Annotated in this window: 25 protein-coding genes and 1 riboswitch; of the genes, 9 read left to right on the top strand and 16 right to left on the bottom strand. The window is 66.5% G+C overall.

The features are described from left to right. Positions 1–7: 7 nt before the first annotated feature. Complete coding sequence (locus A6723_RS14645; RefSeq protein WP_054907471.1) at positions 8–1,048, bottom strand: DUF2066 domain-containing protein; 1,041 nt, start codon at positions 1,046–1,048, stop codon at positions 8–10. Positions 1,049–1,260: 212 nt separating this feature from the next. Here A6723_RS14645 and purM point away from each other — a divergent pair, with 212 nt between their 5' ends. Genes purM through A6723_RS14630 form a run of 3 tightly spaced genes read left to right on the top strand, consistent with a single transcriptional unit; the run spans position 1,261 to position 3,699 of the window. Continuing rightward, positions 1,261–2,322 carry a phosphoribosylformylglycinamidine cyclo-ligase gene (purM, locus tag A6723_RS14640; RefSeq protein WP_054907470.1) on the top strand — a complete coding sequence of 354 codons (1,062 nt, stop codon included), beginning with the start codon at positions 1,261–1,263 and terminating at the stop codon, positions 2,320–2,322. Beyond that, positions 2,322–2,972 (top strand): phosphoribosylglycinamide formyltransferase, encoded by a 651-nt coding sequence (gene purN, locus A6723_RS14635; protein ID WP_037013713.1) that lies wholly within the window; start codon positions 2,322–2,324, stop codon positions 2,970–2,972. Before purM ends, purN begins: the two co-directional genes overlap by 1 nt. 10 nt (positions 2,973–2,982) lie before the next feature. Continuing rightward, positions 2,983–3,699 (top strand): DUF3108 domain-containing protein, encoded by a 717-nt coding sequence (locus A6723_RS14630; RefSeq protein ID WP_024764562.1) that lies wholly within the window; start codon positions 2,983–2,985, stop codon positions 3,697–3,699. A 213-nt stretch (positions 3,700–3,912) separates the two neighbouring features. Here A6723_RS14630 and A6723_RS14625 read toward each other — a convergent pair whose 3' ends face one another. From A6723_RS14625 to A6723_RS14610, 5 genes are all read right to left on the bottom strand, one after another. After that, entirely contained in the window at positions 3,913–4,845 is a 933-nt protein-coding gene (locus A6723_RS14625) for a DUF2167 domain-containing protein (RefSeq protein ID WP_054907469.1), read from the bottom strand. A 229-nt stretch (positions 4,846–5,074) separates the two neighbouring features. Continuing rightward, positions 5,075–5,626: a glutathione peroxidase gene (locus A6723_RS14620; protein WP_054907468.1), complete on the bottom strand. Its 552-nt coding sequence runs from the start codon at positions 5,624–5,626 to the stop codon at positions 5,075–5,077. A 48-nt stretch (positions 5,627–5,674) separates the two neighbouring features. After that, positions 5,675–5,797: a hypothetical protein gene (locus A6723_RS32415; RefSeq protein ID WP_256233654.1), complete on the bottom strand. Its 123-nt coding sequence runs from the start codon at positions 5,795–5,797 to the stop codon at positions 5,675–5,677. After that, positions 5,794–6,987, bottom strand: coding sequence for an MFS transporter (locus A6723_RS14615; RefSeq protein WP_139092990.1), 1,194 nt, complete (start codon positions 6,985–6,987; stop codon positions 5,794–5,796). Before A6723_RS14615 ends, A6723_RS32415 begins: the two co-directional genes overlap by 4 nt. Before the next feature lie 74 nt (positions 6,988–7,061). Further along, a complete protein-coding gene (locus A6723_RS14610) occupies positions 7,062–7,478 on the bottom strand; it encodes a MarR family winged helix-turn-helix transcriptional regulator (RefSeq protein WP_054907466.1) in 417 nt (138 codons plus the stop codon). A gap of 174 nt (positions 7,479–7,652) precedes the next feature. On the opposite strand from A6723_RS14610, the gene A6723_RS14605 reads away from it, so the two are divergent. Then, positions 7,653–9,473 (top strand): acyl-CoA dehydrogenase C-terminal domain-containing protein, encoded by a 1,821-nt coding sequence (locus A6723_RS14605; RefSeq protein ID WP_064979761.1) that lies wholly within the window; start codon positions 7,653–7,655, stop codon positions 9,471–9,473. Positions 9,474–9,637: 164 nt separating this feature from the next. Here the strand turns inward: A6723_RS14605 and A6723_RS14600 are convergent, their stop codons facing one another. The 10 genes from A6723_RS14600 to cobO all read right to left on the bottom strand — a co-directional run bounded on the left by A6723_RS14600 (position 9,638) and on the right by cobO (position 18,938). Further along, a complete protein-coding gene (locus A6723_RS14600; protein ID WP_054907493.1) occupies positions 9,638–10,342 on the bottom strand; it encodes an adenosylcobinamide-GDP ribazoletransferase in 705 nt (234 codons plus the stop codon). A 113-nt stretch (positions 10,343–10,455) separates the two neighbouring features. After that, positions 10,456–11,055 carry an alpha-ribazole phosphatase family protein gene (cobC, locus tag A6723_RS14595; protein ID WP_054907464.1) on the bottom strand — a complete coding sequence of 200 codons (600 nt, stop codon included), beginning with the start codon at positions 11,053–11,055 and terminating at the stop codon, positions 10,456–10,458. Further along, positions 11,052–12,107 (bottom strand): nicotinate-nucleotide--dimethylbenzimidazole phosphoribosyltransferase, encoded by a 1,056-nt coding sequence (gene cobT, locus A6723_RS14590; RefSeq protein WP_038803293.1) that lies wholly within the window; start codon positions 12,105–12,107, stop codon positions 11,052–11,054. The genes cobC and cobT overlap by 4 nt, the downstream gene beginning before the upstream one ends. Then, positions 12,104–12,625 carry a bifunctional adenosylcobinamide kinase/adenosylcobinamide-phosphate guanylyltransferase gene (gene cobU, locus A6723_RS14585; protein ID WP_054907463.1) on the bottom strand — a complete coding sequence of 174 codons (522 nt, stop codon included), beginning with the start codon at positions 12,623–12,625 and terminating at the stop codon, positions 12,104–12,106. Before cobU ends, cobT begins: the two co-directional genes overlap by 4 nt. 172 nt (positions 12,626–12,797) lie before the next feature. Further along, positions 12,798–14,246, bottom strand: coding sequence for a cobyric acid synthase (locus tag A6723_RS14580; RefSeq protein WP_054907492.1), 1,449 nt, complete (start codon positions 14,244–14,246; stop codon positions 12,798–12,800). Between the two features lie 29 nt (positions 14,247–14,275). Continuing rightward, complete coding sequence (gene cobD / locus A6723_RS14575) at positions 14,276–15,277, bottom strand: threonine-phosphate decarboxylase CobD (RefSeq protein ID WP_054907462.1); 1,002 nt, start codon at positions 15,275–15,277, stop codon at positions 14,276–14,278. Next, positions 15,277–16,362 (bottom strand): adenosylcobinamide-phosphate synthase CbiB, encoded by a 1,086-nt coding sequence (gene cbiB, locus A6723_RS14570; protein ID WP_054907461.1) that lies wholly within the window; start codon positions 16,360–16,362, stop codon positions 15,277–15,279. The genes cobD and cbiB overlap by 1 nt, the downstream gene beginning before the upstream one ends. Then, positions 16,359–17,009: a 5,6-dimethylbenzimidazole synthase gene (gene bluB, locus A6723_RS14565; protein WP_054907460.1), complete on the bottom strand. Its 651-nt coding sequence runs from the start codon at positions 17,007–17,009 to the stop codon at positions 16,359–16,361. The genes cbiB and bluB overlap by 4 nt, the downstream gene beginning before the upstream one ends. Next, the gene (locus A6723_RS14560; RefSeq protein ID WP_054907459.1) at positions 17,006–18,298 is read right to left on the bottom strand and encodes a cobyrinate a,c-diamide synthase; all 1,293 of its coding nucleotides are present in this window, start codon (positions 18,296–18,298) and stop codon (positions 17,006–17,008) included. The genes bluB and A6723_RS14560 overlap by 4 nt, the downstream gene beginning before the upstream one ends. A gap of 28 nt (positions 18,299–18,326) precedes the next feature. Then, positions 18,327–18,938, bottom strand: a complete 612-nt coding sequence (gene cobO, locus A6723_RS14555; protein ID WP_054907458.1) for a cob(I)yrinic acid a,c-diamide adenosyltransferase — start codon at positions 18,936–18,938, stop codon at positions 18,327–18,329. 269 nt (positions 18,939–19,207) lie between these two features. Further along, a riboswitch (cobalamin riboswitch) is annotated at positions 19,208–19,433 on the bottom strand. A 130-nt stretch (positions 19,434–19,563) separates the two neighbouring features. On the opposite strand from cobO, the gene A6723_RS14550 reads away from it, so the two are divergent. The 5 genes from A6723_RS14550 (at position 19,564) to A6723_RS14530 (ending at position 24,803) form a co-directional block, all read left to right on the top strand. Further along, positions 19,564–20,709: an MlaE family lipid ABC transporter permease subunit gene (locus tag A6723_RS14550; protein ID WP_054907457.1), complete on the top strand. Its 1,146-nt coding sequence runs from the start codon at positions 19,564–19,566 to the stop codon at positions 20,707–20,709. Beyond that, a complete protein-coding gene (locus tag A6723_RS14545) occupies positions 20,706–21,491 on the top strand; it encodes an ABC transporter ATP-binding protein (RefSeq protein WP_054907456.1) in 786 nt (261 codons plus the stop codon). Before A6723_RS14550 ends, A6723_RS14545 begins: the two co-directional genes overlap by 4 nt. Then, positions 21,492–22,430: an MlaD family protein gene (locus A6723_RS14540; protein WP_054907455.1), complete on the top strand. Its 939-nt coding sequence runs from the start codon at positions 21,492–21,494 to the stop codon at positions 22,428–22,430. Beyond that, positions 22,427–23,059 (top strand): ABC-type transport auxiliary lipoprotein family protein, encoded by a 633-nt coding sequence (locus A6723_RS14535; RefSeq protein WP_054907454.1) that lies wholly within the window; start codon positions 22,427–22,429, stop codon positions 23,057–23,059. The genes A6723_RS14540 and A6723_RS14535 overlap by 4 nt, the downstream gene beginning before the upstream one ends. 97 nt (positions 23,060–23,156) lie before the next feature. Then, positions 23,157–24,803, top strand: coding sequence for a hypothetical protein (locus A6723_RS14530; protein ID WP_054907453.1), 1,647 nt, complete (start codon positions 23,157–23,159; stop codon positions 24,801–24,803). Positions 24,804–24,822 lie beyond the last annotated feature (19 nt).

Below are 24,822 nucleotides of genomic sequence, written 5' to 3'. Positions count from 1 at the left end.
GGGCTCATTACCAGTGGAAGCGCAGGGTGCTCTGCGCCGGCACGGCCGCGTTCGGCAGCGCTTGGCCATTGGCGTCGACCGCCGGTTGCGCCGGCTCGGCCGGGGCTTCCTGCAGGCGGGCCAGGGCCAGTTGCGCACGCAGTTGTTCGGGGCTGGCGGTGACGCGGTAGACGAGACGGTTGCCCTGTACCTCCACCAATTTGGCGCCCATGGGCTCCAGCAGGCGCGAGACTTCGGCGTAACGGGCCAGGTCGGCGCCCTCGATCTGCAGGACCTGGGCCGAAGCCGAGCCGGCGGAACCGACGAAACGCTGCGACAGGCGCTGGGACACGCCCAGCATCACTGCATCGGCCAGCGCATCCGGGGTATCGCCCTGGGCCTGTCCCTGCTCGCGGCTATCGCCCATCCACACGCGCCAGGTGGCGGTCCATTTGCCGTCGGCCTCTTTGGCGTCCACCGCCAGCAGGGCGTCGGCGCCGTAGCGCTCGGAGGCGGATTTCAGCGCGTCGGGCTGCGCAGCGTTGAGGTTTTCGGCAGTACCGACCTGCTGTTCGCTGAGATCAGCTATCGGCAGGCGCAGCGGCAGGCCGCGGCGCTGGGCGGCGCGGTTCAGCGGGGCGGAGGCTTCCTGGCTGTCGCCGACCAGGCTGCTGCCGTTGGCGCTTTCGTTCAGCCACCAGGCCAGCACGCTCGGGCGGCTGGCGCCCCAGACCGGCAGGCCGGCCTGGCGCAGGGCGTTGTCAGTGGCAGTCGGGTCGAAGTCCACCACCAGCGCCATGGGCGGGCCGTTCTCGAAGCCATACTGGCTGATCAGCTGCTGCGGATCCTTGAAGTAACCGGCCAGCGCCGGGTTCTGTGCGGCGCCGGCGTTACCGGTCAGGCGCAGCACCAGGGTCTGCAGGGCGCGGGTCAGGCCGGCGTTGCGCTCGTCCGGTTGCTGGGAGGCGACCGGTTCGTGCACCTGGTACAGGTTGCCCAGCGTTTCAGCGAAGGACGGCAGGCTGAACAGCGTCAGGCAGAGGATCAACAGGCGGGCGGTCAGGCGCATGGCGGGCTCTCGCGGCGAAAACGAAGATGCCAGCACGCAACGAGCTGGCAATGAAGGCCTATACCTTAAACAGCCGTCCGGCCAGCGGCAACAGCGCGAGATGGCCGCTGCCGGGCAAGCCTGATAAAATCCCGCGCCTCCCGCGCAGGCCGGGAAGCGCAAACGGCGCACCCGGCGGCAAGACGAATCATCCCTTCTATAGGCCTGGATTTATGAGCAGCAAGCAACCCTCGTTGAGCTACAAGGACGCCGGTGTGGACATCGACGCCGGCGAAGCCCTGGTCGAACGCATCAAAGGCGTCGCCAAGCGCACCGCACGTCCTGAAGTGATGGGAGGCCTGGGTGGCTTTGGCGCTCTGTGCGAAATCCCGGCTGGCTACAAGCAACCCGTGCTGGTCTCCGGCACCGATGGCGTCGGCACCAAGCTGCGCCTGGCGCTGAACCTGAACAAGCACGACAGCATCGGCCAGGACCTGGTCGCCATGTGCGTGAACGACCTGGTCGTCTGCGGCGCCGAGCCGCTGTTCTTCCTCGACTACTACGCCACCGGCAAACTCAATGTCGACGTGGCCGCCACCGTGGTCACCGGCATCGGCGCCGGCTGCGAGCTGGCCGGCTGCTCCCTGGTCGGTGGTGAAACCGCCGAAATGCCGGGCATGTACGAAGGCGAAGACTACGACCTGGCCGGCTTCTGCGTCGGCGTAGTGGAAAAATCGGAAATCATCGACGGCTCGAAAGTGGTTGCCGGCGACGCCCTGATCGCCCTGCCCTCCTCCGGCCCGCACTCCAATGGCTACTCGCTGATCCGCAAGATCATCGAAGTCTCCGGTGCCGACATCGAATCCACCCAGTTGAACGGCAAGCCCCTGGCCGACCTGCTGATGGCCCCGACCCGCATCTACGTCAAGCCGCTGCTGCAACTGATCAAGCAGACCGGCGCGGTCAAGGCCATGGCCCACATCACCGGCGGCGGCCTGCTGGACAACATCCCGCGCGTACTGCCGGACAACGCCCAGGCCGTGGTCGATGTAGCCAGCTGGCAGCGCCCGGCGGTCTTCGACTGGCTGCAGGAAAAAGGCAACGTCGACGAGACCGAGATGCACCGCGTGCTGAACTGCGGCGTCGGCATGGTCATCTGCGTCGCCCAGGATCAGGTCGAGGCTTCCCTGAAGGCCCTGCGTGACGCCGGCGAGCAGCCGTGGGTCATCGGCCGCATCGAGGCTTGCGCCGCCGACGCCGAGCGCGTGGTCCTGAACAACCTGAAAGGCCACTGATGTCCACACCTTGCAATGTCGTGGTGCTGATTTCCGGCTCCGGCAGCAACCTGCAAGCCCTGATCGACAGTCTCGCCGGCGCCGACACGCCGGCAGTGATCCGCGCGGTGATCTCCAACCGCGCGGACGCTTACGGCCTGGAGCGCGCGCGTAAGGCCCACATCGAGACCCGTTTCCTCGACCACAAGGCCTACGCCGACCGCGAAAGCTTCGATGCCGCGCTGATCCAGGCCATCGATGGCTTTGACGCCGACCTGGTGTTGCTCGCCGGCTTCATGCGCATCCTCAGCGCCGACTTCGTGCGTCACTACCAGGGCCGCCTGCTGAACATCCATCCGTCCCTGTTGCCCAAGTACAAGGGCCTGCACACGCACCAGCGGGCGCTGGAGGCTGGCGATGCCGAGCACGGCTGTAGCGTACACTTCGTTACCGAGGAACTTGATGGCGGGCCTCTGGTCGTACAGGCGGCAATCCCGGTAGAGTCTGACGACACGCCGGAAACGCTGGCCCAGCGCGTGCACGTGCAGGAACATGTGATTTATCCGCTGGCCATGCGCTGGTTCGCCGAAGGCCGAGTCAGGCTGGGCGAACATGGCGCCATGCTGGATGGGGAGCTTCTGCCCGCATCCGGCCATTCGTACCGAACCTAGGAGATTCGCGATGCGTAGAGCTCTGTTATTCCTGATGGCCGTGCTGACCCTGCCGGCCCAGGCTTATGAGCTGGAACCGTTCGACGCCAGCTACACCGCCGACTGGAAGCAGATGCCCATCAGCGGCACCGCCTCCCGCAGCCTCAAGCAAGGCGACGGCGGCCGCTGGGAGCTGAATTTCAAGGCCTCCATGCTGCTGGCCAGCCTGACCGAGAACAGCACGTTCAAGGTCGAGAACGACACCTACCTGCCGCTGACCTACCGCTGGGCCCGCGAAGGCCTGGGCAAGAACAAGCAGACCGAGCTCGATTTCGACTGGGCCGAGAAGCAGGTGCTGGGCAGCGACCGTGGCGACCAGGTACGCCAGCCGCTGAACAAGGGCCAGCTGGACAAGTCCACCTACCAGCTCGCGCTGCAGCATGACGTGGCCGTTGGCAAGAAGGCCATGAGCTACCAGGTCATCGAGGGGACCGACGTCGATACCTACGACTTCCGTGTTCTCGGCGAAGAGAAGGTGCGTACCCAGGCCGGCCTGATCACCGCGATCAAGGTGGAGCGCGTCCGCGACCCCACCAAGAGCAACCGCAAGACCATCCTCTGGTTCGCCAAGGATTGGGACTTCCTCCTCGTGCGCCTGTACCAGCAGGAGTCCGACGGCAAGGAGTACCAGATCATGCTCAAGGAAGGCACCGTGAACGGCAAGGCGGTTCAGGGCGAGAAAGGCTGATCCTTCAGCACCAAGAAAAAGCCGGGCATCTGCCCGGCTTTTTCTTGTCCGCTTGCGCTATTGCCATGACCCTGTAGGAGCGAGCTTGCTCGCGGACAGAGTTCCAGGCGGCTCCGGCATCAAGCGGTTCGCGAGCAAGGACTGGGCGTCCCCCTCGGTCCTACGAAGAGCCCAAAAACCCGGGCATCTGCCCGGCTGTTCATCGGCTGCGTATCAGCCTTCGTTCGACGGCTTGCGCTTGAATCGCCGGGCAATCCAGCCGATGGCCAGGGCCGGGACGATCCACAGCTTCTTCAGCAGGACCAGCAGGGTGGCGAACAGGCCGACCTTGGCGGCAACCTTGCCGGCGATCAGCGCACCCAGGCCGTAGGCGGCAACCTTGTCGACACTGGGATTGAAATCGACGTAGCGGTTGCCCGGGTTGAACTCGGTCATCGCCAATACCTTGCCGACGTTCTTCTCGATTTCCGGCAGCTGCTCCATGCCCGCGACAAAATTCAGCACCAGCACGCCTTTGCGGCCCAGCGCGCGGATGTTGTAGTTCAGCGTGTGCTCCTTGGCGTCGCCGAACTGCAACTCCTTGGCCCAGTAGAGCTTCTTCTCGGCGGCGTCGTAACGCGGCGGCGCGGCCCAGCCAATCAGCTGGATGGCCTCGAAACCCTGCTGCTCGCGCTGCGGATTGGCCTGCTTGAGGTCGTCCTGCATGTCCTTGAGCATCTCGGCGTAATCGATCTTCGCCGCGTCCTCGTCGGACACGTAGCCACTCTCTTCGTATTGAACGGTCACTGCCCAGGAGGCAGCTTCGAAGGGCGAGACACCGGCCGGCATCAACATGCCCAGCGGCGGCTCGGAGCTGGGCGGGTTGCCCCAGGCTTCCAGTACGCGCTCGGCATCCTTGCTGTCGAGGAAGACGAAGTTGTCCGGCAGGTCGAAGGTGGCGAGGTTGTCGCCCACTACCACCTTGCCCTTCTGGAAATGCAGGCTGGCGACGAAGGTCTCGGGCGACATCTCCTCGTCCGACTCGGCGGCGGGAGCAGCGGCAGCCGCGGGGGCTTCGCTCTGGTTGGAGGTAGCGGCTGCAGCGAACGCCGGGGCGGCCACGGCCTGGGCGAGCAAGGCAACGAGAAAGAGGGCTTTGCCATCCATAGGGGTGAATCTCCTGAATCGAATCCATGACATCGGCGGCCACCCGTGGTGGCGCCGGGCGCGGATTGTCTCACTGACCCAGTCGGTCTGTAACAGGAAATTTCTGCATTCGGGCACGGAGCAGTATTCACCCGCAGGAGCGAGCTTGCTCGCGAACAAATCAGCCGGCAGTGCCTGTGCCAAAAGGTTCGCGAGCAAGCTCGCTCCTACGAAGAGCTCATTCGCACGCTTACGGCTGGCTGGCGATGGCCTTTTCGATTGCCGCTTGCAGCTCCGGATCATCCGGCTTGGTCAGGCTGGAAAACTCCGCCACCACCTTGCCCTGGCGGTCCACTACGTACTTGAAGAAATTCCAGCGCGGCACCTGGTCGGCCTGCTGGGCGAGGTCCTTGAACAGCGGGATCGCCTCGTCGCCGCTGACGTGCTGCACCGAGGTCATGTTGAAGGTCACACCGTAGTTGCCGTAGCAGATCTTCGCGGTCTCGGCGGCGTCCGCGTCTTCCTGCTTGAAATCGTCGGATGGCACGCCGAGTACTTCCAGGCCCTGGCCCTTGTACTTCTGGTAGACGGCTTCGAGCCCTTTGAATTGCGGGGTGAAGCCGCAGTGGCTGGCGGTATTCACAATCACCAGCGGCTTGCCGGCGTACAGCTCGCACAGGTCGAGCACATCCTTGGAACGCAGTTTGGGCAGTTCGCCCTGGGTCTTGAGCAGCGCCGGGCAATCGGCGGCCTGGGCCGCCAGCGGCAAGAAAAGAGAGAGAGCGAGCAGGGAGAGACGCATGGCAGTGATCCTCGAATTATCCCGTCACGCTACCCCGCACGACGGGCATCAGCAACTGCCCATGCCCAGTTGCATCAGCGCGAGGCCACCACGTTGCCAGCCCCACCACGCCAGGCCCGCTAGCGCCAGGCCGAGGCCCAGCACCAGCCCGATCACCACTGGGCGCTTCACGCTGTCCCCAGCGCGGCGCGCTCGACAGGACGCTCGCGCACCGGCCAGTTGAGCAGGCCGGCCAGCAGGCTGAGGAGGATGGAAATCTGCCAGACCAGGTCGTAGTTGCCGGTGTGGTCATATACGTAGCCGCCCAGCCAGCCGCCGAGGAAGGCGCCGATCTGGTGGAACAGGAAGGTGATGCCGCCGAGCATCGACAGGTTGCGTACGCCGAACAGCGTGGCCACCGTGCCGTTGGTGAGCGGCACCGTGGACAGCCACAGCAGGCCCATGGCGATGCCGAACAGGTAAGCAGTCCAGACCGTCAACGGCGCCCAGAGGAAGGCGATGATCACCACGCCGCGCAGCAGGTACAGCCCGGTGAGCAGCTTGGGCTTGCTCATGCGACCGCCGAGCCAGCCGGCGATATAGGTGCCGAACACGTTGAACAGCCCCACCAGCGCCAGCACCGTGGTACCGACGGTGGCCGGCAGGTGGCGGTCCACCAGATAAGCCGGCAGGTGCACACCGATGAATACCACCTGGAAGCCACAGACGAAGAAGCCCAGGGACAGCAACCAGAAGCCGGAATGCCCGACGGCTTCGCGCAGCGCCTCGCCCAGTGTCTGTTCATGCCCCTGCATCGGCAGCGGCTTGTCCTTCATCAGCGTGGCCAACGGCACGATCAGCGCCACCATCAGGCCGAGGGCGAGCAGCGCAGCAGACCAGCCGAGCCAACTGATCAGCCCGAGCGTGCCGGGCAGCATGGCGAACTGGCCGAACGAGCCCGCCGCCGCCGAGATACCCATCGCCATGCTGCGCTGCTCCAGCGGCACCGCGCGGCCGACCGCACCGAGAATCACCGAGAACGAGGTGCCAGACAGGCCGATGCCGATCAGCAGGCCGGCGCTCATGGACAGGCTGAAGGCCGAATCGGAATAGCCCATCAGCACCAGGCCGATGGCATAGAGGATGCCACCCACCACCACCGCACGCATCGCGCCGAAGCGGTCGGCAATGGCGCCGGTGAACGGCTGGGCGATGCCCCAGATCAGGTTCTGCAGGGCGATAGCGAAGGCGAAGGTCTCGCGCCCCCAGCCGAATTCGGCGCTCATCGGCGCCAGGAACAGGCCGAAGCCGTGGCGGGTGCCCAGGGACAGGGCGAGGATCAGGGCGCCGGATAGCAGTATCCAGAACCCCGTACGCGACAGCTTCGACATCACTTGCTCCTACACGGGTATATACCCGCTTCTAATCGTTCGTATCCAGTGCACGCAGGCCCGCGCTAGCTCTCCAACGCGGCCAGTTCATCCAGCAGGGCTTCCAGTTGCCGACGCTTGTCATCGCCCAGGTGGGCCGCTACATCGTCCTGCGCCGCGTCCCAGACTTCACCGCCGCGGACAATGCGTTCCAACCCTGCGGGAGTCAGCGCGACGATGCGGTTGCGCAGGTCCTCACCCTCTTCCAGCGTCACCAGGCCGTCGGCTTCCAGCGGCTTGAGGTTGCGCCCCAGCGTACTGCGGTCCAGACCCATGGCCTCGGCCAGGTCGGAGATGCTCGGCTGCTCCAGCCGCGACAGATGCCGCAGCAGGGAAAACTGCGCAGTCGTCAGCCCGACGCCTTTCAAGGCATCGTCGTAGACGCGGGTCACGGCACGGGCCGAGCGGCGCAGTTTGGTACAGAGACATTGGGTGGTCAGCATGGGATACGTGTATATACCCGCAATCATTCAAGCGCAATGGCCGATGCGACCGATTGTCCCATCTGCCAGCGCCCGGCGTTGACGCAGCCAAGGGCACCGCATCGCACCAGCCGTATAACTGCGGCCATCCAGCCCCGCGCTTTCGGCGGGGCGCATCACGGTCCGAGGTCCCCGATGCCCGTCTACAAAGCTCCGCTGCGCGACACCCGCTTCCTGCTCAACGAAGTCTTCGATTTCCCCGGCCACTACCAGAACCTGGTGAATGGCGGCGAAGCCACGCCGGACATGGTCGATGCCATCCTCGGCGAATGCGCCAAGCTCTGCGAAGAGGTGATCGCCCCGCTCTACCACAGCGGCGACGAGGAAGGCTGCCACCTGGAAAACGGCGAAGTACGCACACCCAAGGGTTTCAAGGAAGCCTACGACGCCTACGTGGCCGGCGGCTGGCAGGGCCTGTCGCACCCGGTGGAATATGGCGGCCAGGGCCTGCCGATGAGTCTGGGCGCGCTCAAGCAGGAAATGCTGGGCACCGCCAACTGGCCGTTCTCCATGTACCCGGGCCTGTCGCTGGGCGCGATGAACACCGTGATGCAGCACGGCACCGAGGAGCAGAAACACACCTATCTCACCCCGCTCACCGAAGGTCGCTGGGGCGGCACCATGTGCCTCACCGAGCCGCAGTGCGGCACCGACCTGGGCCAGGTGAAGACCCGCGCGGAAACCAACGCCGACGGCAGCTACGCCATCACCGGCACCAAGATCTTCATCTCCTCGGGCGAACATGACCTCACCGAGAACATCGTGCACATCGTCCTCGCCCGCCTGCCTGACGCGCCCAAGGGCACGCGCGGCATCTCGCTGTTCATCGTGCCGAAGTTTCTGCCGGGCGACGGGGGCAGCCTCGGCCCGCGCAACGGCGTGAGCTGCGGCGCGCTGGAAAAGAAGATGGGCATCAAGGCCTCGGCCACCTGCGTGATGAACTTCGACGGCGCCACCGGCTACCTGATCGGCGAGCCGAACAAGGGCCTGGAGTGCATGTTCACCTTCATGAACAGCGCGCGCATCGGCACCGCCATCCAGGGCGTGGCCACCGCCGAACTGGCCTACCAGGGCGCATTGGCCTATGCCCGCGAGCGTCGCTCCATGCGTGCCCTTTCCGGCACCAAGGAGCCGGGGGAGATCGCCGATAGCCTGATGCACCACGGCGATGTGCGCCGCATGCTGCTGACCCAGAAGGCCGTGGCCGAGGGCGGCCGCGCGCTGATCTACCTGGCCACCCAGTACGCCGACAAGATGATCCAGGGCCTGCTGCCCAACGATAATGCCGAGTACGACCGCTGGGACGACAAGCTCGGCTTCCTCACCCCGATCCTCAAGGGCTGCCTGACTGAACTGGGCCTGGAGAGCGCCAACCTCGGCATGCAGGTGTTCGGCGGCCACGGCTACATCAAGGAACACGGCATGGAGCAGATCGTCCGCGACGCGCGGATCGCCACGCTCTACGAGGGCACCACCGGCATCCAGGCGCTGGACCTGCTCGGCCGCAAGGTGCTGCTGATGACCCAGGGCAAGGCCGTGCGCGACTTCACCCGCCAGGTGGCGAAGTTCGCCGTCGACCTGCTCAAGCAGGAACCGGCCATGCGTGGCCGCGCCCTCACGCTGCTCAAGCTCTGCGCGCAGTGGAACATCCTCACGCTGCGCATCGCCCTCACCGCGCGCAAACAACGCGACCTGGTGAGCACCGCCAGCCACGATTACCTGATGTTTTCCGGCTACGCCGCGCTGGCGTACTCCTGGGCACTGCAGGAATCCGCCGCACGCAAGCGCCTGCGCCAGGGCGGCAGCGAATCGAGCGACTTCTACAAGGCCAAGATCGCCACCAGTGACTTCTACTTCGCCCGCCTGCTACCCCGCGCCAAGGGGCACGCGTCAGCGATGGCCAAGCCGGTGCGGTCGATCATGGGGTTGAAGACGGAGCATTTTGCGTTCGATTGATGGGGGGGGCACGGCTATCCCGCTCTCCCGTGGGAGAGCGGTAGTGAAGGTATTTTGTAGGAGCGAGCTTGCTCGCGAACAAGCTTCCCGGAAACAGCGGTGCCATGCAGTTCGCGAGCAAGCTCGCTCCTACACGAACAGCCCATGCGCCTATCCGTTGGACCCTAGAGCGCCAACGCCACCAGCACCGCGCACTCGATCATCTCCAGCATCGCCCCGGCGGTATCCCCGGTGGTGCCGCCCAGGCGGGCGATGAAGCGGCTGCGCAGCCAGACGAACATCACCAGCGCGACAGCCAGCGCCAGCATGCCGGTCAGGCCCACCAGCACCATCAGCGCGGCGTTGGCCGCCAGCATCCAGGGCATCGCGCGGTGCGGCAGGTGATCGGCCAGCGCCTGGCCCAGGCCGCCCTTGCGCGCGTAATCGGTGGTGTAGAACAGCAGCGGCAACGCGCAGCGACCCAGCCAGGGCGCCAGCAGCAAACCCCAGTGCTGGTGGTTGCCGAGAATGGCGGTGATCGCCGCGAACTTCAGCAGCAGCAACAGCACCAGGGCGACCACCGCGGCCGGGCCGCAGCGCGGGTCCTTCATGATCGCCAGCGTACGTTCCCGATCGCCCAGCCCGCCGATCCAGGCATCCGCCGTGTCGGCCAGGCCGTCGAGGTGCAGCGCGCCGGTGAAGGCCACCCACACCAGAAGGATGAGTGCCGCCTGCAACAGCAGGTGTACGCCGCTGAGCAATTCGCCCATGGCGAACAGCACCGCCCCGATCAGCAGCCCCACCAGCGGGTAATACAGCGTGGCGCGACCGAACTGCTGCGGCGTCGGCATGTGCCCCAGGCGCACCGGCAGGCGGGTCAGGAACTGCATCGCCACCAGCGGCAGGGACCAGTCACTGAGCTGGGCGGCGCGCGCGTCTTCGCCACTCGCTTCAGCGGGCGGCTCGGGGGCTTCCTGGTCGCGTTCCGGGTGCAGGTTGCTCATCAGGGCTCGACTTGTGATTGCGCTTTCTGGATGTGCCAGCCGTCGCCCTCGCGGGTCACGTCCAGCACCATGCATTCGCCGTGGGCCACCACCACTTCCAGCAGACGCTTCGCCGGCAGGCCGCTGGCCAGGGCGCCGAACAGGCGCATCACACCGCCATGGGTGACGACCAGTACGGAAGATCCGGCATGGGCCTGGTAGAGCCGCCCCAACGCCGCAAAGACGCGGGATTCGAAGTCGCCCATGGCCTCGCCGCCAGGTGGAGGGAAAGCGTAGGGATCGTCCCAGAAGCGTCCGAGCGCCTGCGCATCCGTCTCCATCAGCTTAGCTGGCGAAATGCCTTCCCACTGGCCGAAGTCCAGCTCCTGCAAGCCTGGCTCAAAGCCCAGCAGCAGGCCGTGACGCGCCGCCAGCTCCCGAGCGAAGGCCGCGCAACGCTGCAACGGCGAGCTGACCAGCGCCGCCCAGCGACATTCGTCGCCCACCGCCGCGCGCATCTGCGCCCAACCGCTCTCGGTCAGCGCGTCGTCCAGCCGTCCGCGAAAGCCACCGCCGCGCTCGGTCTCGCCGTGGCGCAGCAATTCCAGCCGCAGCGTCATGCCGGGCGATCCGATACCGCCGCTTCGGCGAAGGTCGCCATCTCGCTGTGCAGCCGGCAGGCCTGGCGCAGCAGCGGCACTGCCAGCGCCGCGCCACTGCCCTCGCCCAGGCGCAGGCCAAGGTCCAGCAGCGGCTGCGCGTTGAGCGCGGCCAGCACACGATTGTGCCCCGGTTCGGCACCGGCATGGGCGAACAGCAGCCAGTCGCGACAGGCCGGATTCAGATGAATCGCGCACAGCGCGGCAGTGCTGCAGATGAAGCCGTCCACCAGCACGGCAATGCCCTTCTGCGCACATGCCAGGTAAGCGCCGACCAGTGCGGCAATCTCGAAGCCGCCCAGGCGGCACAGCGCTTCGAATGGCTCGTCACAGTGGGCGCGATGCAGCGCCAGCGCGCGGTCGATCACCTCGACCTTGCGGGCGACACCCTGCGAGTCCAACCCCGTGCCGGGGCCGACCAGCGCGCGGGCCGGTTCGTCGAGCAGCGCGCAGGCCAGCGCAGCGGCGGCACTGGTGTTGCCGATGCCCATCTCGCCGCCGATGAATAGCTCGGCGCCAGCCTGTTGCGCGCGGCGCACGGACTCGCGGCCGGCTTCCAGGGCGATCAGGCATTGCGCGGCGGTCATCGCCGGCTCCTTGGTGAAGTTCGCCGTACCGGCGCCGACCATCACGTGCAGCACACCCGGCAGCGGCTCCAGCGGCGTTGCCGTGCCGAGGTCGATGACCTCCAGGCGCGCATCGAGGTCGCGCGCCAACACGCTGATTGCCGCGCCGCCGCGCACGAAGTTGCGCAGCATCTCGACGGTCACCGCCTGCGGATAGGCCGATACGCCCTCCGCCACCACCCCGTGGTCACCGGCGAACAGGGCGATCCAGACATGCTCCAGGCCCGGCCGCTCGCGGCCCTGCAGGCCGGCCAGGCGGATGGTTTCCTCTTCCAGCCGGCCCAGTGCGCCACGCGGCTTGGTCAGTTGGTCCTGACGCGCGGCGGCTTTGTCCTGCGCCACGCGGTCGATCGGTTGGGTGCCTTGCAGCCACCATTGCAGACTCATAACGCTTCCCCCTTCAACACCATGGGCAGGCCGGCGACGGTGAACACCACGCGCTCGCTGACCTCGGCCAGGGACTGGTGCAACCAGCCGGCCTCGTCGACATATCGGCGGCTGAGCTCGCCCATCGGCACTACGCCCAGCCCGGTTTCGTTGCTGACCAGGAGGATGCGCCCCGGCAGTTGCGGCAGCGTTTCCAGCAGCGCGTCGATCTCGCCGCGCAGGCGCCAGCCGTCTTCATGGATCAGCAGGTTGGTAACCCACAGGGTCAGGCAATCCACCAGCACGCAGTGGCCGGGGGCGGCCAGGCGCTCCAGTGCGTCGGCCAGGGCCAGCGGTTCTTCCACCAGGCCCCAGTGTTCCGGGCGGCGCTCGCGGTGCTGGAGGATGCGCGCGGACATCTCGCCGTCGCCGGCCTGGGCCGTGGCGACGTAGGTAACCGGCAGGCCGCTGTCCTGCGCCAGGCGCTCGGCCAGGCGGCTCTTGCCCGAGCGGGCGCCGCCGAGGATCAGTTCAAGCATGGGTTCTTCCAGTAGGTCAGCCCCTGTAGGAGCGAGCTTGCTCGCGAACAGAGGTTTCCGGTCACGCCGGAGTCATGCGGTTCGCGAGCAAGCTCGCTCCTACAAGAAAGCGTGTCTCCGGCGTTATTCGTCGACTTCACGGCGAGGCGGGATGGGGGATAACCGCGAACGGTCATGCGCCCTGCAGTCCGCATAACGCCCTCAGTTTTTCGGTATCCAGATGCGCCTCGACCTGGTCGGCCAGGCGCTCGATGTCGCGTTCGCGCAGGGCGTGGTAATCGATCTGCTGCACCTCGCGCAGCCCGGCCCAGCGCAGCAGCGCGGCACTGGAGGCGGAGGACTCGAACAGCCCGTGCAGATAGGTGCCCAGCACCTGGCCATCGTCGCTCAACGCACCATCGGCACGGCCATCGCTCAGGCGCACGGCGGGATTGGCCAGCGCCGGGCCTTCGGTGACGCCGGCGTGAATCTCGTAGCCGCTCACCGGCGCGTCTTCCAGCGCCAGCCGGCCGTTGACGTTGCGCAGTTGCTTCTCCGGTTCCAGCACGGTGCGCAGGTCCAGCAGGCCGAGCCCCTCGCTCTCCCCCGCCGCACCTTCCAGCCCATGCGGATCGGCCAGGGTACGACCGAGCATCTGCAGGCCACCGCAGATACCCAGCACCTTGCCGCCGTAGCGCAGGTGGCGCTGGATCGCCACGTCCCAGCCGTGCTCACGGAGAAAGGCCAGGTCCGGCCGCACGCTCTTGGAGCCAGGCAGGATGATCAGGTCCGCCGGTGGGATCGGCTGGCCGGGGCCGACGAAAGTCAGCTCCACCTGCGGGTGCAGGCGCAGCGGATCAAAATCGGTGTGGTTGCTGATGCGCGGCAGCACCGGCACGACGACACGCAGTCGCTCGCCGGTCTTGGCGGCCTGGCGGGTGTCGATGGCATCCTCGGCTTCCAGATGGAAGTCCATCAGGTACGGCAGCACGCCCAGTACGGGCACGCCGGTGCGCTCTTCCAGCCAGTCGAGGCCGTTCTGCAGCAACGCGATATCGCCACGGAAACGGTTGATGACGAAGCCCTTCACCCGCGCCCGCTCGCTCTCGGAGAGCAGCTCCAGGGTGCCCACGAGGTGGGCGAACACGCCGCCACGATCGATATCGGCGATCAGGATCACCGGGCAGTCCACTGCCTCGGCGAAGCCCATGTTGGCGATGTCGTTGGCGCGCAGGTTGATCTCCGCCGGCGAGCCCGCACCTTCCACCATCACCACCGGGTACTGCGCGCTCAGGCGCTGATGGGACTTGAGCACCGCCTGCATCGCCACGCGCTTGTAGTCGTGATAGGCCACCGCGTTCATGCTGGTGACCGCGCGGCCATGGATGATCACCTGGGCGCCGGTGTCGCTGTTGGGCTTGAGCAGCACCGGGTTCATGTCGGTGTGCGGTGCCAGGTGGCAGGCCTGCGCCTGCACCGCCTGGGCGCGGCCGATTTCGCCGCCGTCGGCGGTCACCGCACTGTTGAGCGCCATGTTCTGCGGCTTGAACGGCACCACCGCCACGCCCTGGCGGCGCAGCCAGCGGCACAGCGCCGTCACCAGCGTGCTCTTGCCGGCATCCGAAGTGGTGCCCTGCACCATCAAGGTCGCGCTGTGTGCGCTGGGCGACGTCACCGCAGGCTCTCCATCTGGTTGAAGGTACGCAGGCCATGTTCCAGGCGCTCCCAGCCCTTCTCGTCCGGCGGCAGGCCGAAGCGCAGGCTGCCGGGCGTCTCGAACAGACGCACGAGAATGCCCTGGCGCGCCAGATGGTCGCGCAGCGCGTGAGCACGCATGGACACCACCCACTGGAACAGCGCCGTGCCGCCCTGGGGCGCGAAGCCGTGCTCGCCCAGCAGGCCAGCCAGGCGCCGACTCGCTTCATTGAGGTCGCGGCGCCGCTGGATCTGCTCCTGAAACTCGCCCAGCACCGCCTGGGCAACCCAGCGCGTAGGGCCGTTCACCGCCCAGGGGCCGAGCAGCTTCGCCAGGCTTTCCAGCAGGCGTGGCTCGGCGAAGGCGAAGCCGAGCCGCGCGCCAGCCAGGCCGAAGAATTTGCCGAAGGAGCGCAGCACGATCAGCCCCGGACGGCTGGCGCAACTGGGCGTCAGGCTGTGCTCGGGCGTGCAGTCCATGAAGGCTTCGTCCACCACCAGCCAGCCGCCGCGTTCCTGAAGGCGCGCGTGCCATTCCAGCAGTACGCCAGCCTCGATGCGCTTCCCCGTGGGGTTGTTCGGGTTGACCACCACCAGCACGTCGAAACGCTCCAGGTGATGAGGAACTTCCTGGTCGCTGACTTCGCGCAGGATGTGCCCGGCGGCACGCCAGGATTCGGCGTGCTCGGCGTAACAGGGCGAGACCACGCCGACCTTGCCCGGCCGGCGCAAACGCGGCAGCAGCTGGATCGCCGCCTGGCTGCCGGGCAGCGCCAGCAGCTTCTCGGCGCCGTAGTAGCGCCGCGCGGCGGCTTCGAGGCCGTCGCTGTCTTCGGGCAGGCGCATCCAGGCTGCCGTCGGCACGCTGGGCAACGCCCAGGGCCAGGGCGAAATGCCGGTGGACAGGTCGAGCCACTCGGAGAGCGGAATTCCGTACTGCTGCGCCGCTTTGCGCAACCGGCCGCCATGTTCGAGCATCAGAGCACTCCCAGAATCAGGATGATCAGCAACCACAACAACACGCCCTGACGCACCAGGGCAAGCGCGCGCCAGATATCCACGGCAGTCGGCGCCGGGCCTTCGCCCAGCTGCGGGCGTTCGTGGAGTTCGCCGTGGTAGCGGGCGGAGCCGCCGAGCGACACGCCCAGAGCCCCCGCGCCGGCCGCCATCACCGGGCCGGCGTTGGGGCTGTCCCATTTTGGCGCCTGCGTGCGCCAGCAGCGCAGGGCCAGCCGGGTGTGGCCCAGCAGCGCGTAAGTCAGCGCCACCAGCCGGGCGGGAATGTAGTTGAGCACATCGTCGATCTTCGCCGCGGCCCAGCCGAACCGTTCGAAGCGCGCATTGCGGTAGCCCCACATGGCATCGAGGGTGTTGCTCAGGCGGTAGAGCACCACGCCCGGAGCACCCGCCACGGCGAACCAGAACAGCGCCGCGAAGACCGCGTCGCTGCCATTCTCCAGCACCGACTCGGTGGCCGCGCGGGCCACCGCGGTTTCGTCCAGCTCGGCAGTTTCGCGGCTGACCACGTAACCCACGCGCAGGCGCGCCTCGTTGAGGTCGCCACTACGCAGCGCCAGCACCACCGGATCGGCGTGTTCGCCCAGACTGCGCAGGCCCAGCGCGGCGTAGAGCGCCAGCACCTGGACGATCCAGCCGACGTAGGGCAAAAGACTCAGCAACAGCGCGATGAGGGTCAGCGGAATGACCGCGATGATCCACGCGGTGACACCATGGCTGCGCCAGCCGAGGCCGGGGGTGTCGCTCTTGGGCGTAATGGTGCTCGCTGATACACCCTCTCCCTGAAGGGAGAGGGAATTGAATGTGCCGGCTGACACCACCGTGTCCGCCTGCTCCGATTGATCCCCTCTCCCTTCGGAGCGGGGCGCGCAGCCAGGGTTAGGGAAAGGGAGCTTTTCGGCGCTGTCGGCCACTCGAGAACGATTGAACCTTCGTTCCAGCCGATCCGCCAACCGCCCGAACGCCACTAGCGGATGCCAGCGTTTCGGCTCGCCTAGCAGGACGTCCAGCGCCACGCCAAGGACGCTCAGCAAGGCCAGGCTCATGCCTTCTCTCCCCAGCGGTTTTCGAACACCAACTCGTCCAGCGAGCGCGGCTGGCGCCAGCCCTCCAGGGCCAGCATCGGTGCGGGATAGAACTCGCTGACCGGCCCCAGACAGATCACTGCCACCGCCTCGGCACCGTCTGGCAGGCCAAGCAGGTCACCGAGCGCGGCAGGGTCGAACAGCGACACCCAGCCCATGCCCAGCCCTTCCGCACGGGAAGCCAGCCAGAGGTTCTGGATGGCGCAGGACAGCGAGGCCAGGTCCATGTTCGGCAGCGTGCGGCGACCGAAGACATGCGCCTCGCGGCCATCCATCAGTGCGGCCACCAGCACCTCGGCACAGTCGAGCACGCCCTCGACCTTCAGCTTCATGAACTCATCGGAGCGCTCACTCAGCGCTTCGGCGGTACGAATGCGTTCCTCTTCCACCAATTGGTGGATCGACTGGCGCACGTCTCTGGACGTCACGCGGATGAAGCGCCAAGGCTGCATCAAGCCGACACTCGGCGCCTGGTGGGCAGCTTCCAGCAGGCGCGCGAGCAATTCGGGCGGCACCTCGCCACCGCTGAAATGACGCATGTCGCGGCGCTCGGCGATAGCGCGGTAGAGCGCCGCGCGTTCCTCGGGGCTATAGGCGTGGTCGGTCATGGTCTGAAGAATGCGGCCGCGGCATCCGGATCGGATGGCAGGTAGAAGTGGATGTAGGACGCCGTGAGACGGCCACGTCGGAACACGGCTTCGGCCACCGGCTTGTCGTTCGGGCAGACGCCACGGGCCAGCGGTACTTCAGTGCTGTCGAGCAACGAATGGTGGAAGGTGTGTCCGCGCAGGGTACCTTCGGGCAGCGTCACGGCCTGCAACGCCAGCGCGGCCAATCGCTTCTGCATGCGCGCCTCACCCGGCAGCAGGCCCAGCAGCTCCGCACGCTCGCCAGCTACGTCGGTCAGGGCATCGAGCAGGTAGAGCATGCCGCCGCACTCGGCGAGGATCGGCTTGCCCATCTCGTGGTGGGCGTGAATCGCCTGGGCCATGGCGCGGTTGTCGGCCAGCGCTTGCAGGTGCAGCTCCGGGTAGCCGCCGGGCAGATAGAGGCTGTCCACCTCCGGCAGTAATTCGTCACGCAGCGGCGAAAAGAACACCAGTTCGGCGCCCAGCTCGCGCAACAGATCGAGGTTGGCCTGATAGAGGAAGGCAAAGGCGTTGTCTCGCGCCACGCCAATGCGCACGCCGTCGAGGCGGGAAGACTCGCTACGCGGTTCGGGCGCGGCGAAGCTCACCGGCGCCGGCAACTCGGTGCTGGCACTGGCGGCCAGGGCATCAGCGGCGGCGTCCAGGCGTGCGTCGAGGTCGGCCAGTTCGTCGGCCTGCACCAGCCCGAGATGACGGCTGGGCAACTCGACCTCGGTGTCGCGCGGCAGCGCGCCATACCAGCGAATCCATTCCGGCAGGCTGTCACGCACCAGGTCGCGGTGGCGCTGGCTGCCGATGCGGTTGGCGAGCACGCCGGAGAACGGCAGGTCGCTCTGGTAGGTGGCCATGCCGACGGCCATCGCGCCGAAGGTCTGGGCCATGGACTGGCCATTGATCACCGCCATCACCGGCACGTTGAAGCGCCGCGCAAGATCGGCGGCCGAGGGCGAGCCATCGAACAGGCCCATCACGCCTTCGATGAGAATCAGGTCGGCCTCACCGGCCGCCTCCCAGAGCAACCGGCGGCTTTCGCCCTCGCCGACCATCCACAGGTCCAACTGATAGACCGGCGCGCCGCTAGCGCGGGCGAGGATCATCGGGTCGAGGAAGTCCGGGCCGCACTTGAACACCCGCACCTTGCGCCCGAGGCGCGTGTGCAGGCGCGCCAGGGCAGCGGTCACGGTGGTCTTGCCCTGCCCGGAGGCGGGAGCGGCGATCAGCAGTGCAGGGCATTGGCGAGAGGTCATCGGGCGCGCTCCGCCACAACGGGATGCATCAGAACTCCACCCCTTTCTGCGCCTTGATGCCAGCCTTGAAGGCATGTTTCACCAGGCCCATCTCGGTCACGGTATCGGCGGCATCTACCATCTCCGGTAGCACGCCACGGCCGGTGGCGACCACATGCTGCATCGGCGGGCGGGCGGCAATGTCGGCGAGCACAGTGTCCAGCTCCAGATAGCCGTGCTTGAGGGCGATGTTCACCTCGTCCAGCACCACCAGGCCGACTTGCGGGTCGCTCAGCAGTTGGCATGCCACATCCCAGGCAGCCTGTGCCTTGGCGATGTCGCGCTGGCGGTCCTGGGTTTCCCAGGTAAAGCCTTCGCCCATGACATGGAAGCTGACTTCCTCGGGGAAGCGGCGGAAGAACGCCTCCTCCCCGGTGGTCGCAGCCCCCTTGATGAACTGCACCACCCCGACCTTCATGCCGTGGCCCAGCGCGCGGGCGACCATGCCGAAGGCCGAGCTGCTCTTGCCCTTGCCGTTGCCGCTGTTGACCAGGAACACACCGCGTTCACCCTGGGCCTGGGCGATCTTCTCGTCGATCACCGATTTCTTGCGCTGCATGCGCGAACGGTGGCGTTCGTCCTTTTCAGGGGATTCAGTCATGGGGTTTGCCTCTAGAAAGGGAGCGCGCAGGCGCCAGCTCGCTGGCCGGGCGGCAGCGAGCGGAGAATGGGATGGGCAGGAACGAACCGCCGGCATGCGTCGGCGCCATGCGGTAAAAGCCGCTCGGCGCGAAAGCCGTCGGCTTGGGAAACAGGGAATTCACCTGAAGGATTCTCCGCCGCTCTCACCCGCGCGGCACTGACCAGTCGGGGCAGGCGGAGGACGGCAACGCGCGGCGCACATGGCCTGCGTCGACAGCGCCTCCCGCGATGCCATGCGATGCAGCAGGCCGGTCTCCGGGCTTGCGAGTGGAAGCGCCTGGCGTTTCCGAAAGAACCGCGCCTTCCCATGCCAGTGGCACAGTGGCGGATGCGGTTCGAAGCTCGCTTACCGTTGCGGGGGCAGCGCCGGAATGCTCGATTGCGCATCGAATTCACCGGCTTCCCTGTTTCACCCTCGACTTGCGCCGCGGGCACCTGAAGCAGGCGCGCAGCTTAGTGGCTGGCGGGCTGGGGCGTCAATTGAACAGACTGTCGCCGGGGCCCGCCTGCAGAACCGCCAGGGCTCTAAAAAGGGTCACACAAGTCAAGTGGTCAGGCCGCTCAACTTCGCTAGAATGCGAATCATGACGACGACTGCCCAACCCGGCCAGCTTCAGCTCGACACCTCCGCGACCCCGTCCCTGATGCACATCAGCGGCGACTGGACACTCGCGCACTTCGCCACGCTGCAAGCCCAGGTCGCCGCCCAGCGCAACGCCGAGTCCCCCGCCGAGCTGGATTTCGCCGGCCTTGGCGCGCTGGATACCGCCGGCGCCGCGCTGCTCGCCGAGATCATCGGCGGCGCGCGCATGAGCCAGCTCGACCAGATTGCCCGCAACCTCCCCGCCGAGCGCCAGGCGCTGCTGCGCACGGTGGGCAGCGCCATTACCCAGTGCCGGCTGGACGAGAAGGGCCCGGCACCGGGCAACGCGCTGGTCGATGTGCTGGAGCGCATCGGCGTCGCTACCCTGACGTTCAAGGACCACCTGATCGGCGTACTCGGCTTCATCGGCCTGACCCTGCAGACCCTGGTGCGCAACCTGTTCCGGCCGCGTCGCTGGCGACTGACCGCACTAGCCGCGCATATGGAAGAAACCGGCCTGGACGCCGTGCCCATCGTCGCCCTGCTCACCTTCATGGTCGGCGCGGTGGTGGCCTTCCTCGGCGCCACGGTCCTGCAGAAATTCGGCGCACAGATCTATACCGTCGACCTGGTGGGCTTCTCCTTCCTGCGTGAATTCGGCGTGCTGCTCACCGCGATCCTGCTCGCTGGCCGCACCGCCAGCGCCTTCACCGCGCAGATCGGCTCGATGAAGGCCAACCAGGAGATCGACGCCATCCAGGCCCTGGGCCTCGACCCCGTGGAGCTGCTGGTGCTGCCGCGCGTGCTGGCGCTGCTGCTGACCCTGCCGATGCTGACCTTCCTGGCGATGATTTCCGGCATCTTCGGCGGCGGCGTGGTCTGCGCGCTGAGTCTGGACATCTCGCCACGCATGTTCCTCTACATGCTGCAGAACGACATCGCCGTGCAGCACTTCCTGGTCGGCATCGTCAAAGCCCCGGTATTCGCCTTCATCATCGCCGTGATCGGCTGCCTGGAAGGCTTCCGCGTCAGCGGCAGCGCGCAGTCGGTGGGCGAGCACACGACTTCCAGCGTGGTCCAGTCGATCTTCGTGGTAATCCTGCTGGATGCGATGTTCGCGCTGTTCTTCATGGAGATGGGCTGGTGAGCGAACCGATCATCGTCGTCCGCGACCTGGCCAACCGCTTCGGCACCCACGCCGTGCACGAGCATCTCGACCTCGATGTGATGAAGGGCGAGATACTCGGCGTGGTCGGCGGCTCAGGCACCGGCAAGTCAGTACTGCTGCGCAGCATCATCGGCCTGCGCCAGCCCAGCGAAGGCAGCGTCCACGTGTTCGGGCAGAACCTGCCAGCGCTGCCGCCGCTGGAGCGCTCGAAGCTCGAACGGCGCTTTGGCGTGCTGTTCCAGAACGGCGCGCTGTTCTCCTCGCTGACCGTGAGCGAGAACATCTGCCTGCCACTGATCGAGCACGCCGGCCTGTCGCGCAGCGACGCCGAGTTCATGGCCAAGGTGAAGATTTCCCTCGCCGGCCTGCCGCCGGACGCAGGGGCCAAGTATCCCGCCGAACTGTCCGGCGGGATGGTCAAGCGCGCCGCCCTGGCCCGCGCCCTGGCGCTGGACCCGGACATCCTGTTCCTCGACGAACCCACCGCCGGCCTCGACCCCATCGGCGCGGCGGCCTTCGACCAACTCATCCTGACCCTGCGCGACGCCTTCGGTCTCACCGTGTTCCTGGTCACCCACGACCTGGACACCCTCTACACCATCTGCGACCGCGTCGCCGTGCTCTCGCAGAAGCGGGTGCTGGTGGTCGGGCCGCTGGACCAGGTCGCCCAGACCGACGACGCCTGGGTACAGGATTATTTCCACGGCCCACGCGGCCGTGCCGCGCTGCAGGCCACCGAACACCTGCAGGAGGAAAGCTGAATGGAAACCCGTGCCCATCACGTGCTGATCGGCCTGTTCACCCTCGTGGTGTCTATCGGTGCGCTGCTCTTCGCGCTCTGGCTGGCACAATCGAGCAACGACCAGCGCTACAAGATCTACGACGTGATCTTCAGCGAGGCGGTGACCGGCCTGTCCGAAGGCGGCACCGTGCAGTACAGCGGCATCCGCGTCGGCGACGTGGTCTCGCTGCGCCTGGACCCGAACGACCCACGCAAGGTTCGCGCGCGCATCCGCGTCTACGACAGCACGCCGATTCGCGAGGACACGCGCGCCAAGCTGGCGCTCACCGGCGTCACCGGCCAGGCCATCATCCAGCTCTCCAGCGCCGGCCAGGACAGCCCGCCACTGGAGGCCAAGGATGGCGAAATCCCGGTGATCAAGACCATCCCGTCGCCCTTCGCCAAGCTGCTGGCCAACGGCGAGGACATCGCCACCAACATCAACAACCTGATCAACAACGTGAACCGCATGTTCTCCCAGGAGAACGTCGACCGCATCAGCCGCACCCTGGACCACATCGACCAGGCCACCGGCGTGGTCGCCGAACAGCGCGACGACATCCGTCGGACCTTCAAGGAACTGGCCGCCGCCAGCGAGCAGGCGCGCGTCACCCTGGCCAATGCCAGCCAGTTGCTCGACCGCGCGAACCAGACCCTGGGCGGCAAGGGCCAGACGATTCTCGACGACACCCAGAAGACCCTTGCGTCCCTGCGCGCCAGCAGCGAACGGGTAGAGCAATTGCTGAACAGCAACTACGACTCGGTGAACGGCGGCCTCAATGGCCTGGGCGAGATCGGCCCGGCGATCCGTGAACTGCGCTCCACTCTGGAAGACCTGCGCGGCGTCACCCGTCGCCTGCAGGAGAACCCCACCGGCTACCTGCTCGGCCGCGAGCGCAACAAGGAGTTCCAGCCATGACCGCCCTTCCCCGCCTCCTCGGCGTCGCCACTCTGGTTGGTCTGCTGGGCGCCTGCTCGATCCTGCCGAAAGCGGAAAGCCCGGACTTCTACCTGCTGCCGGCCACCCAGCAACCCGCGCGCGGCAGCGCGGCGGTGAACTGGTCGCTGCGGGTCAGCGCGCCTACCGCCAGCCTGGCGCTGGACAGCAACCGCATCGCCGTGGTCCCGCAGGGCAACCAGCTGAGCAGCTACCAGGGGGCACGCTGGAGCAACCGTGCGCCGGGCCTGTTGCGTGACCGCCTGCTCGACGCCTTCACCGCCAACGGCAGCATCCGCGCCCTGAGTAGCGACGAAACCAGCCTGCAAGCCGACCTCGACCTGACGGGCGAGCTACGCGCCTTCCAGAGCGAGTACCAGAACGGCAAACCGGTGATCCACATCCGCTACGACGCCCGCCTGGTACGCACCCTCGGCCAGCGCATCGTCGCCTCGCGCAGCTTCGAGGTCAGCCAGCCGGTGGACGGCAAACAGGTGCCCGAAGTGGTCAGCGCCTTCGGCAAGGCCGCCGATCAGCTTTCCGCGCAGGTAGTGCAATGGACTTTGCAGCAGGGGCAATTGAATCGCCCACAGGATGGCAGCGCCCGGTAGCCTGAAGACAACCGCATCACGTCCGGCCCAGGCAGGTTGTGCGCTTGTCGTGTAATGGCTCAAGCTTGCAGGATTTCACCGGCACGGAAGTTCGCATATGGACATGAACGTCTGGCTCCGCAGATTGCTGGGACGCCCAGCAGGGACAACCGACACCAATGTGGTCCTTCTTCAGGACCGCCCCCTGGAAGCCTGGCCCGCGGAGCGCCAGAGCCTCTACGGTTTTCTCACCCGCTTCGCGGACCAGCCTGACGGTCTTCCCGACGACGCAACGACGCTGCCGGATGAAGCTCCCACGGCAGAAGGAGAATTGCGCTGGGGCGCCGGTGCCTTGGATGGCGTATTTGGCCACCATGGCAATACCGGGCAATCGGGGGAGGTAGAGCAACTGCTGGGCGAACTGCGCGCGGCTTGCGACAGCCCCGACTCTCCTGCCACGAACACGCTGTACGAACACCTTTGCCGCGCCTCTCCCTTGGAATTTCTCGACGCATTGATCGAGCGCCTGCCCGATTACCCTGGTATCAGCAGAGACAAACTGGAGTCGCTGTCGCTCTGGCTGGCAACCGAAGCCCCCGACCGCGCCCCGGTGAAATTCGCCATGGCGATGCTGGGAGTTCTGGGAAACAGGAGTCATGTCGACATCCTAACCACACTCGGCCTGCATGAAGAGTTCACCTTGTACGCAGCCGTGGCGCTGGGGAACCTGCTGCCCTCGACGGAGGCGGAACAGCAACAGTGGCAGCTTGCCCGCAAGGTGCATGCCTGGGGACGCATCCATCTGGTAGAGCGCTTGGCAGGAACGCACAACTTGCAGATCAGAGACTGGCTACTGCGAGAGGGGTATCGCAACGGTGTGATGTACGAATACCTCGCCTATAGCTGCGCGGTCGGTGGGCAGTTGGCCGCCGCGCTCTCGGTACCTACCGTCGGACTGGATGACGAGTTGCTGAACTCTGCCGGGGAAATCCTCTCCGCATTGCTGTGCGGGGGCCCTGCCCGTGATATTCGCGACTACTCCGACGGTGCCTGGGCTTGTGACAGCTATCTCCTGCAAGTGACCAATCGCCGGAGCGACTCTCTGCAATCACTGGAAACCACCGGACAGATTCTCGAGTTTCTGAAAGGCGATGAAGATTGGGACACCCTGGCACAGTCCGGCTGGACACCCCAGGCGCGCCAACGCCTGACTGCCCGAGCGCAGGACTTCATCAACGACCCCGCCTGGCCAAGAGTAGTACTGGCGGCGCTCCAACAGGGCGACCGACAGCAGGCCTGGCAGGGAATATCCGCTGCACGACGGCTTGATCTGGACATCTGGGAGCCGCTCTTCCTGCGTCAGGCCGAAGGACGCGACGAGCACTGGTACCAATTGATGCAAACGGATGACAACGAGCGCATGCAGCGAGTACTGGACCTGGCGAGACAGCAACTGGATCTGGCCGCCATTGCCAGTGGTCCGGGCAAGACCCTTGGGCTGGGCCCGGCGTACCGTCAGCACAGTGAACTCGACGTCATACTGCAGGACCTCGACCGCTTCCCCGGCGAAGGCTGGGACCTGATTCGCACGGGTCTTCAAAGCCCGACAGTGCGCAACCGCAATATGGCGCTCAAGGCAATCTCGGCCTGGCCGCGGGAAATCTGGCCGGGCGACGCACTGCCTACGCTTCGCAAATGCCAGCAGTCAGACCCTGACGAAGATGTCCGGCAGCGCTGCGGGGAACTGCTGAAAGACCAGCATTGACTCCTGAGAGATGGCGGCC

It is taken from the genome of Pseudomonas sp. AU11447 (assembly GCF_001672555.2).
Classification (GTDB): domain Bacteria; phylum Pseudomonadota; class Gammaproteobacteria; order Pseudomonadales; family Pseudomonadaceae; genus Pseudomonas; species Pseudomonas nitroreducens.
The sequence above is the reverse complement of the archived record's forward strand: the minus strand, read 5'-3'. Positions and strand labels throughout refer to the sequence as shown.

Coding starts and splice junctions, on each gene's coding strand:
- A6723_RS14625 (WP_054907469.1), bottom strand. CDS start 4,845: ATGGATGGCAAAGCCCTCTTTCTCGTTGCCTTGCTCGCCCAGGCCGTG.
- A6723_RS14530 (WP_054907453.1), top strand. CDS start 23,157: ATGGACATGAACGTCTGGCTCCGCAGATTGCTGGGACGCCCAGCAGGG.
- cbiB (WP_054907461.1), bottom strand. CDS start 16,362: ATGAGCCTGGCCTTGCTGAGCGTCCTTGGCGTGGCGCTGGACGTCCTG.
- A6723_RS14645 (WP_054907471.1), bottom strand. CDS start 1,048: ATGCGCCTGACCGCCCGCCTGTTGATCCTCTGCCTGACGCTGTTCAGC.
- A6723_RS14620 (WP_054907468.1), bottom strand. CDS start 5,626: ATGCGTCTCTCCCTGCTCGCTCTCTCTCTTTTCTTGCCGCTGGCGGCC.
- A6723_RS14550 (WP_054907457.1), top strand. CDS start 19,564: ATGACGACGACTGCCCAACCCGGCCAGCTTCAGCTCGACACCTCCGCG.
- purN (WP_037013713.1), top strand. CDS start 2,322: ATGTCCACACCTTGCAATGTCGTGGTGCTGATTTCCGGCTCCGGCAGC.
- A6723_RS14600 (WP_054907493.1), bottom strand. CDS start 10,342: ATGCAGTTCCTGACCCGCCTGCCGGTGCGCCTGGGGCACATGCCGACG.
- cobD (WP_054907462.1), bottom strand. CDS start 15,277: ATGCTCGAACATGGCGGCCGGTTGCGCAAAGCGGCGCAGCAGTACGGA.
- purM (WP_054907470.1), top strand. CDS start 1,261: ATGAGCAGCAAGCAACCCTCGTTGAGCTACAAGGACGCCGGTGTGGAC.
- A6723_RS14605 (WP_064979761.1), top strand. CDS start 7,653: ATGCCCGTCTACAAAGCTCCGCTGCGCGACACCCGCTTCCTGCTCAAC.
- bluB (WP_054907460.1), bottom strand. CDS start 17,009: ATGACCGACCACGCCTATAGCCCCGAGGAACGCGCGGCGCTCTACCGC.
- cobT (WP_038803293.1), bottom strand. CDS start 12,107: ATGAGTCTGCAATGGTGGCTGCAAGGCACCCAACCGATCGACCGCGTG.
- A6723_RS14560 (WP_054907459.1), bottom strand. CDS start 18,298: ATGACCTCTCGCCAATGCCCTGCACTGCTGATCGCCGCTCCCGCCTCC.
- A6723_RS14580 (WP_054907492.1), bottom strand. CDS start 14,246: ATGGTGCAGGGCACCACTTCGGATGCCGGCAAGAGCACGCTGGTGACG.
- cobC (WP_054907464.1), bottom strand. CDS start 11,055: ATGACGCTGCGGCTGGAATTGCTGCGCCACGGCGAGACCGAGCGCGGC.
- A6723_RS14610 (WP_054907466.1), bottom strand. CDS start 7,478: ATGCTGACCACCCAATGTCTCTGTACCAAACTGCGCCGCTCGGCCCGT.
- A6723_RS14630 (WP_024764562.1), top strand. CDS start 2,983: ATGCGTAGAGCTCTGTTATTCCTGATGGCCGTGCTGACCCTGCCGGCC.
- A6723_RS14535 (WP_054907454.1), top strand. CDS start 22,427: ATGACCGCCCTTCCCCGCCTCCTCGGCGTCGCCACTCTGGTTGGTCTG.
- cobU (WP_054907463.1), bottom strand. CDS start 12,625: ATGCTTGAACTGATCCTCGGCGGCGCCCGCTCGGGCAAGAGCCGCCTG.
- A6723_RS14540 (WP_054907455.1), top strand. CDS start 21,492: ATGGAAACCCGTGCCCATCACGTGCTGATCGGCCTGTTCACCCTCGTG.
- cobO (WP_054907458.1), bottom strand. CDS start 18,938: ATGACTGAATCCCCTGAAAAGGACGAACGCCACCGTTCGCGCATGCAG.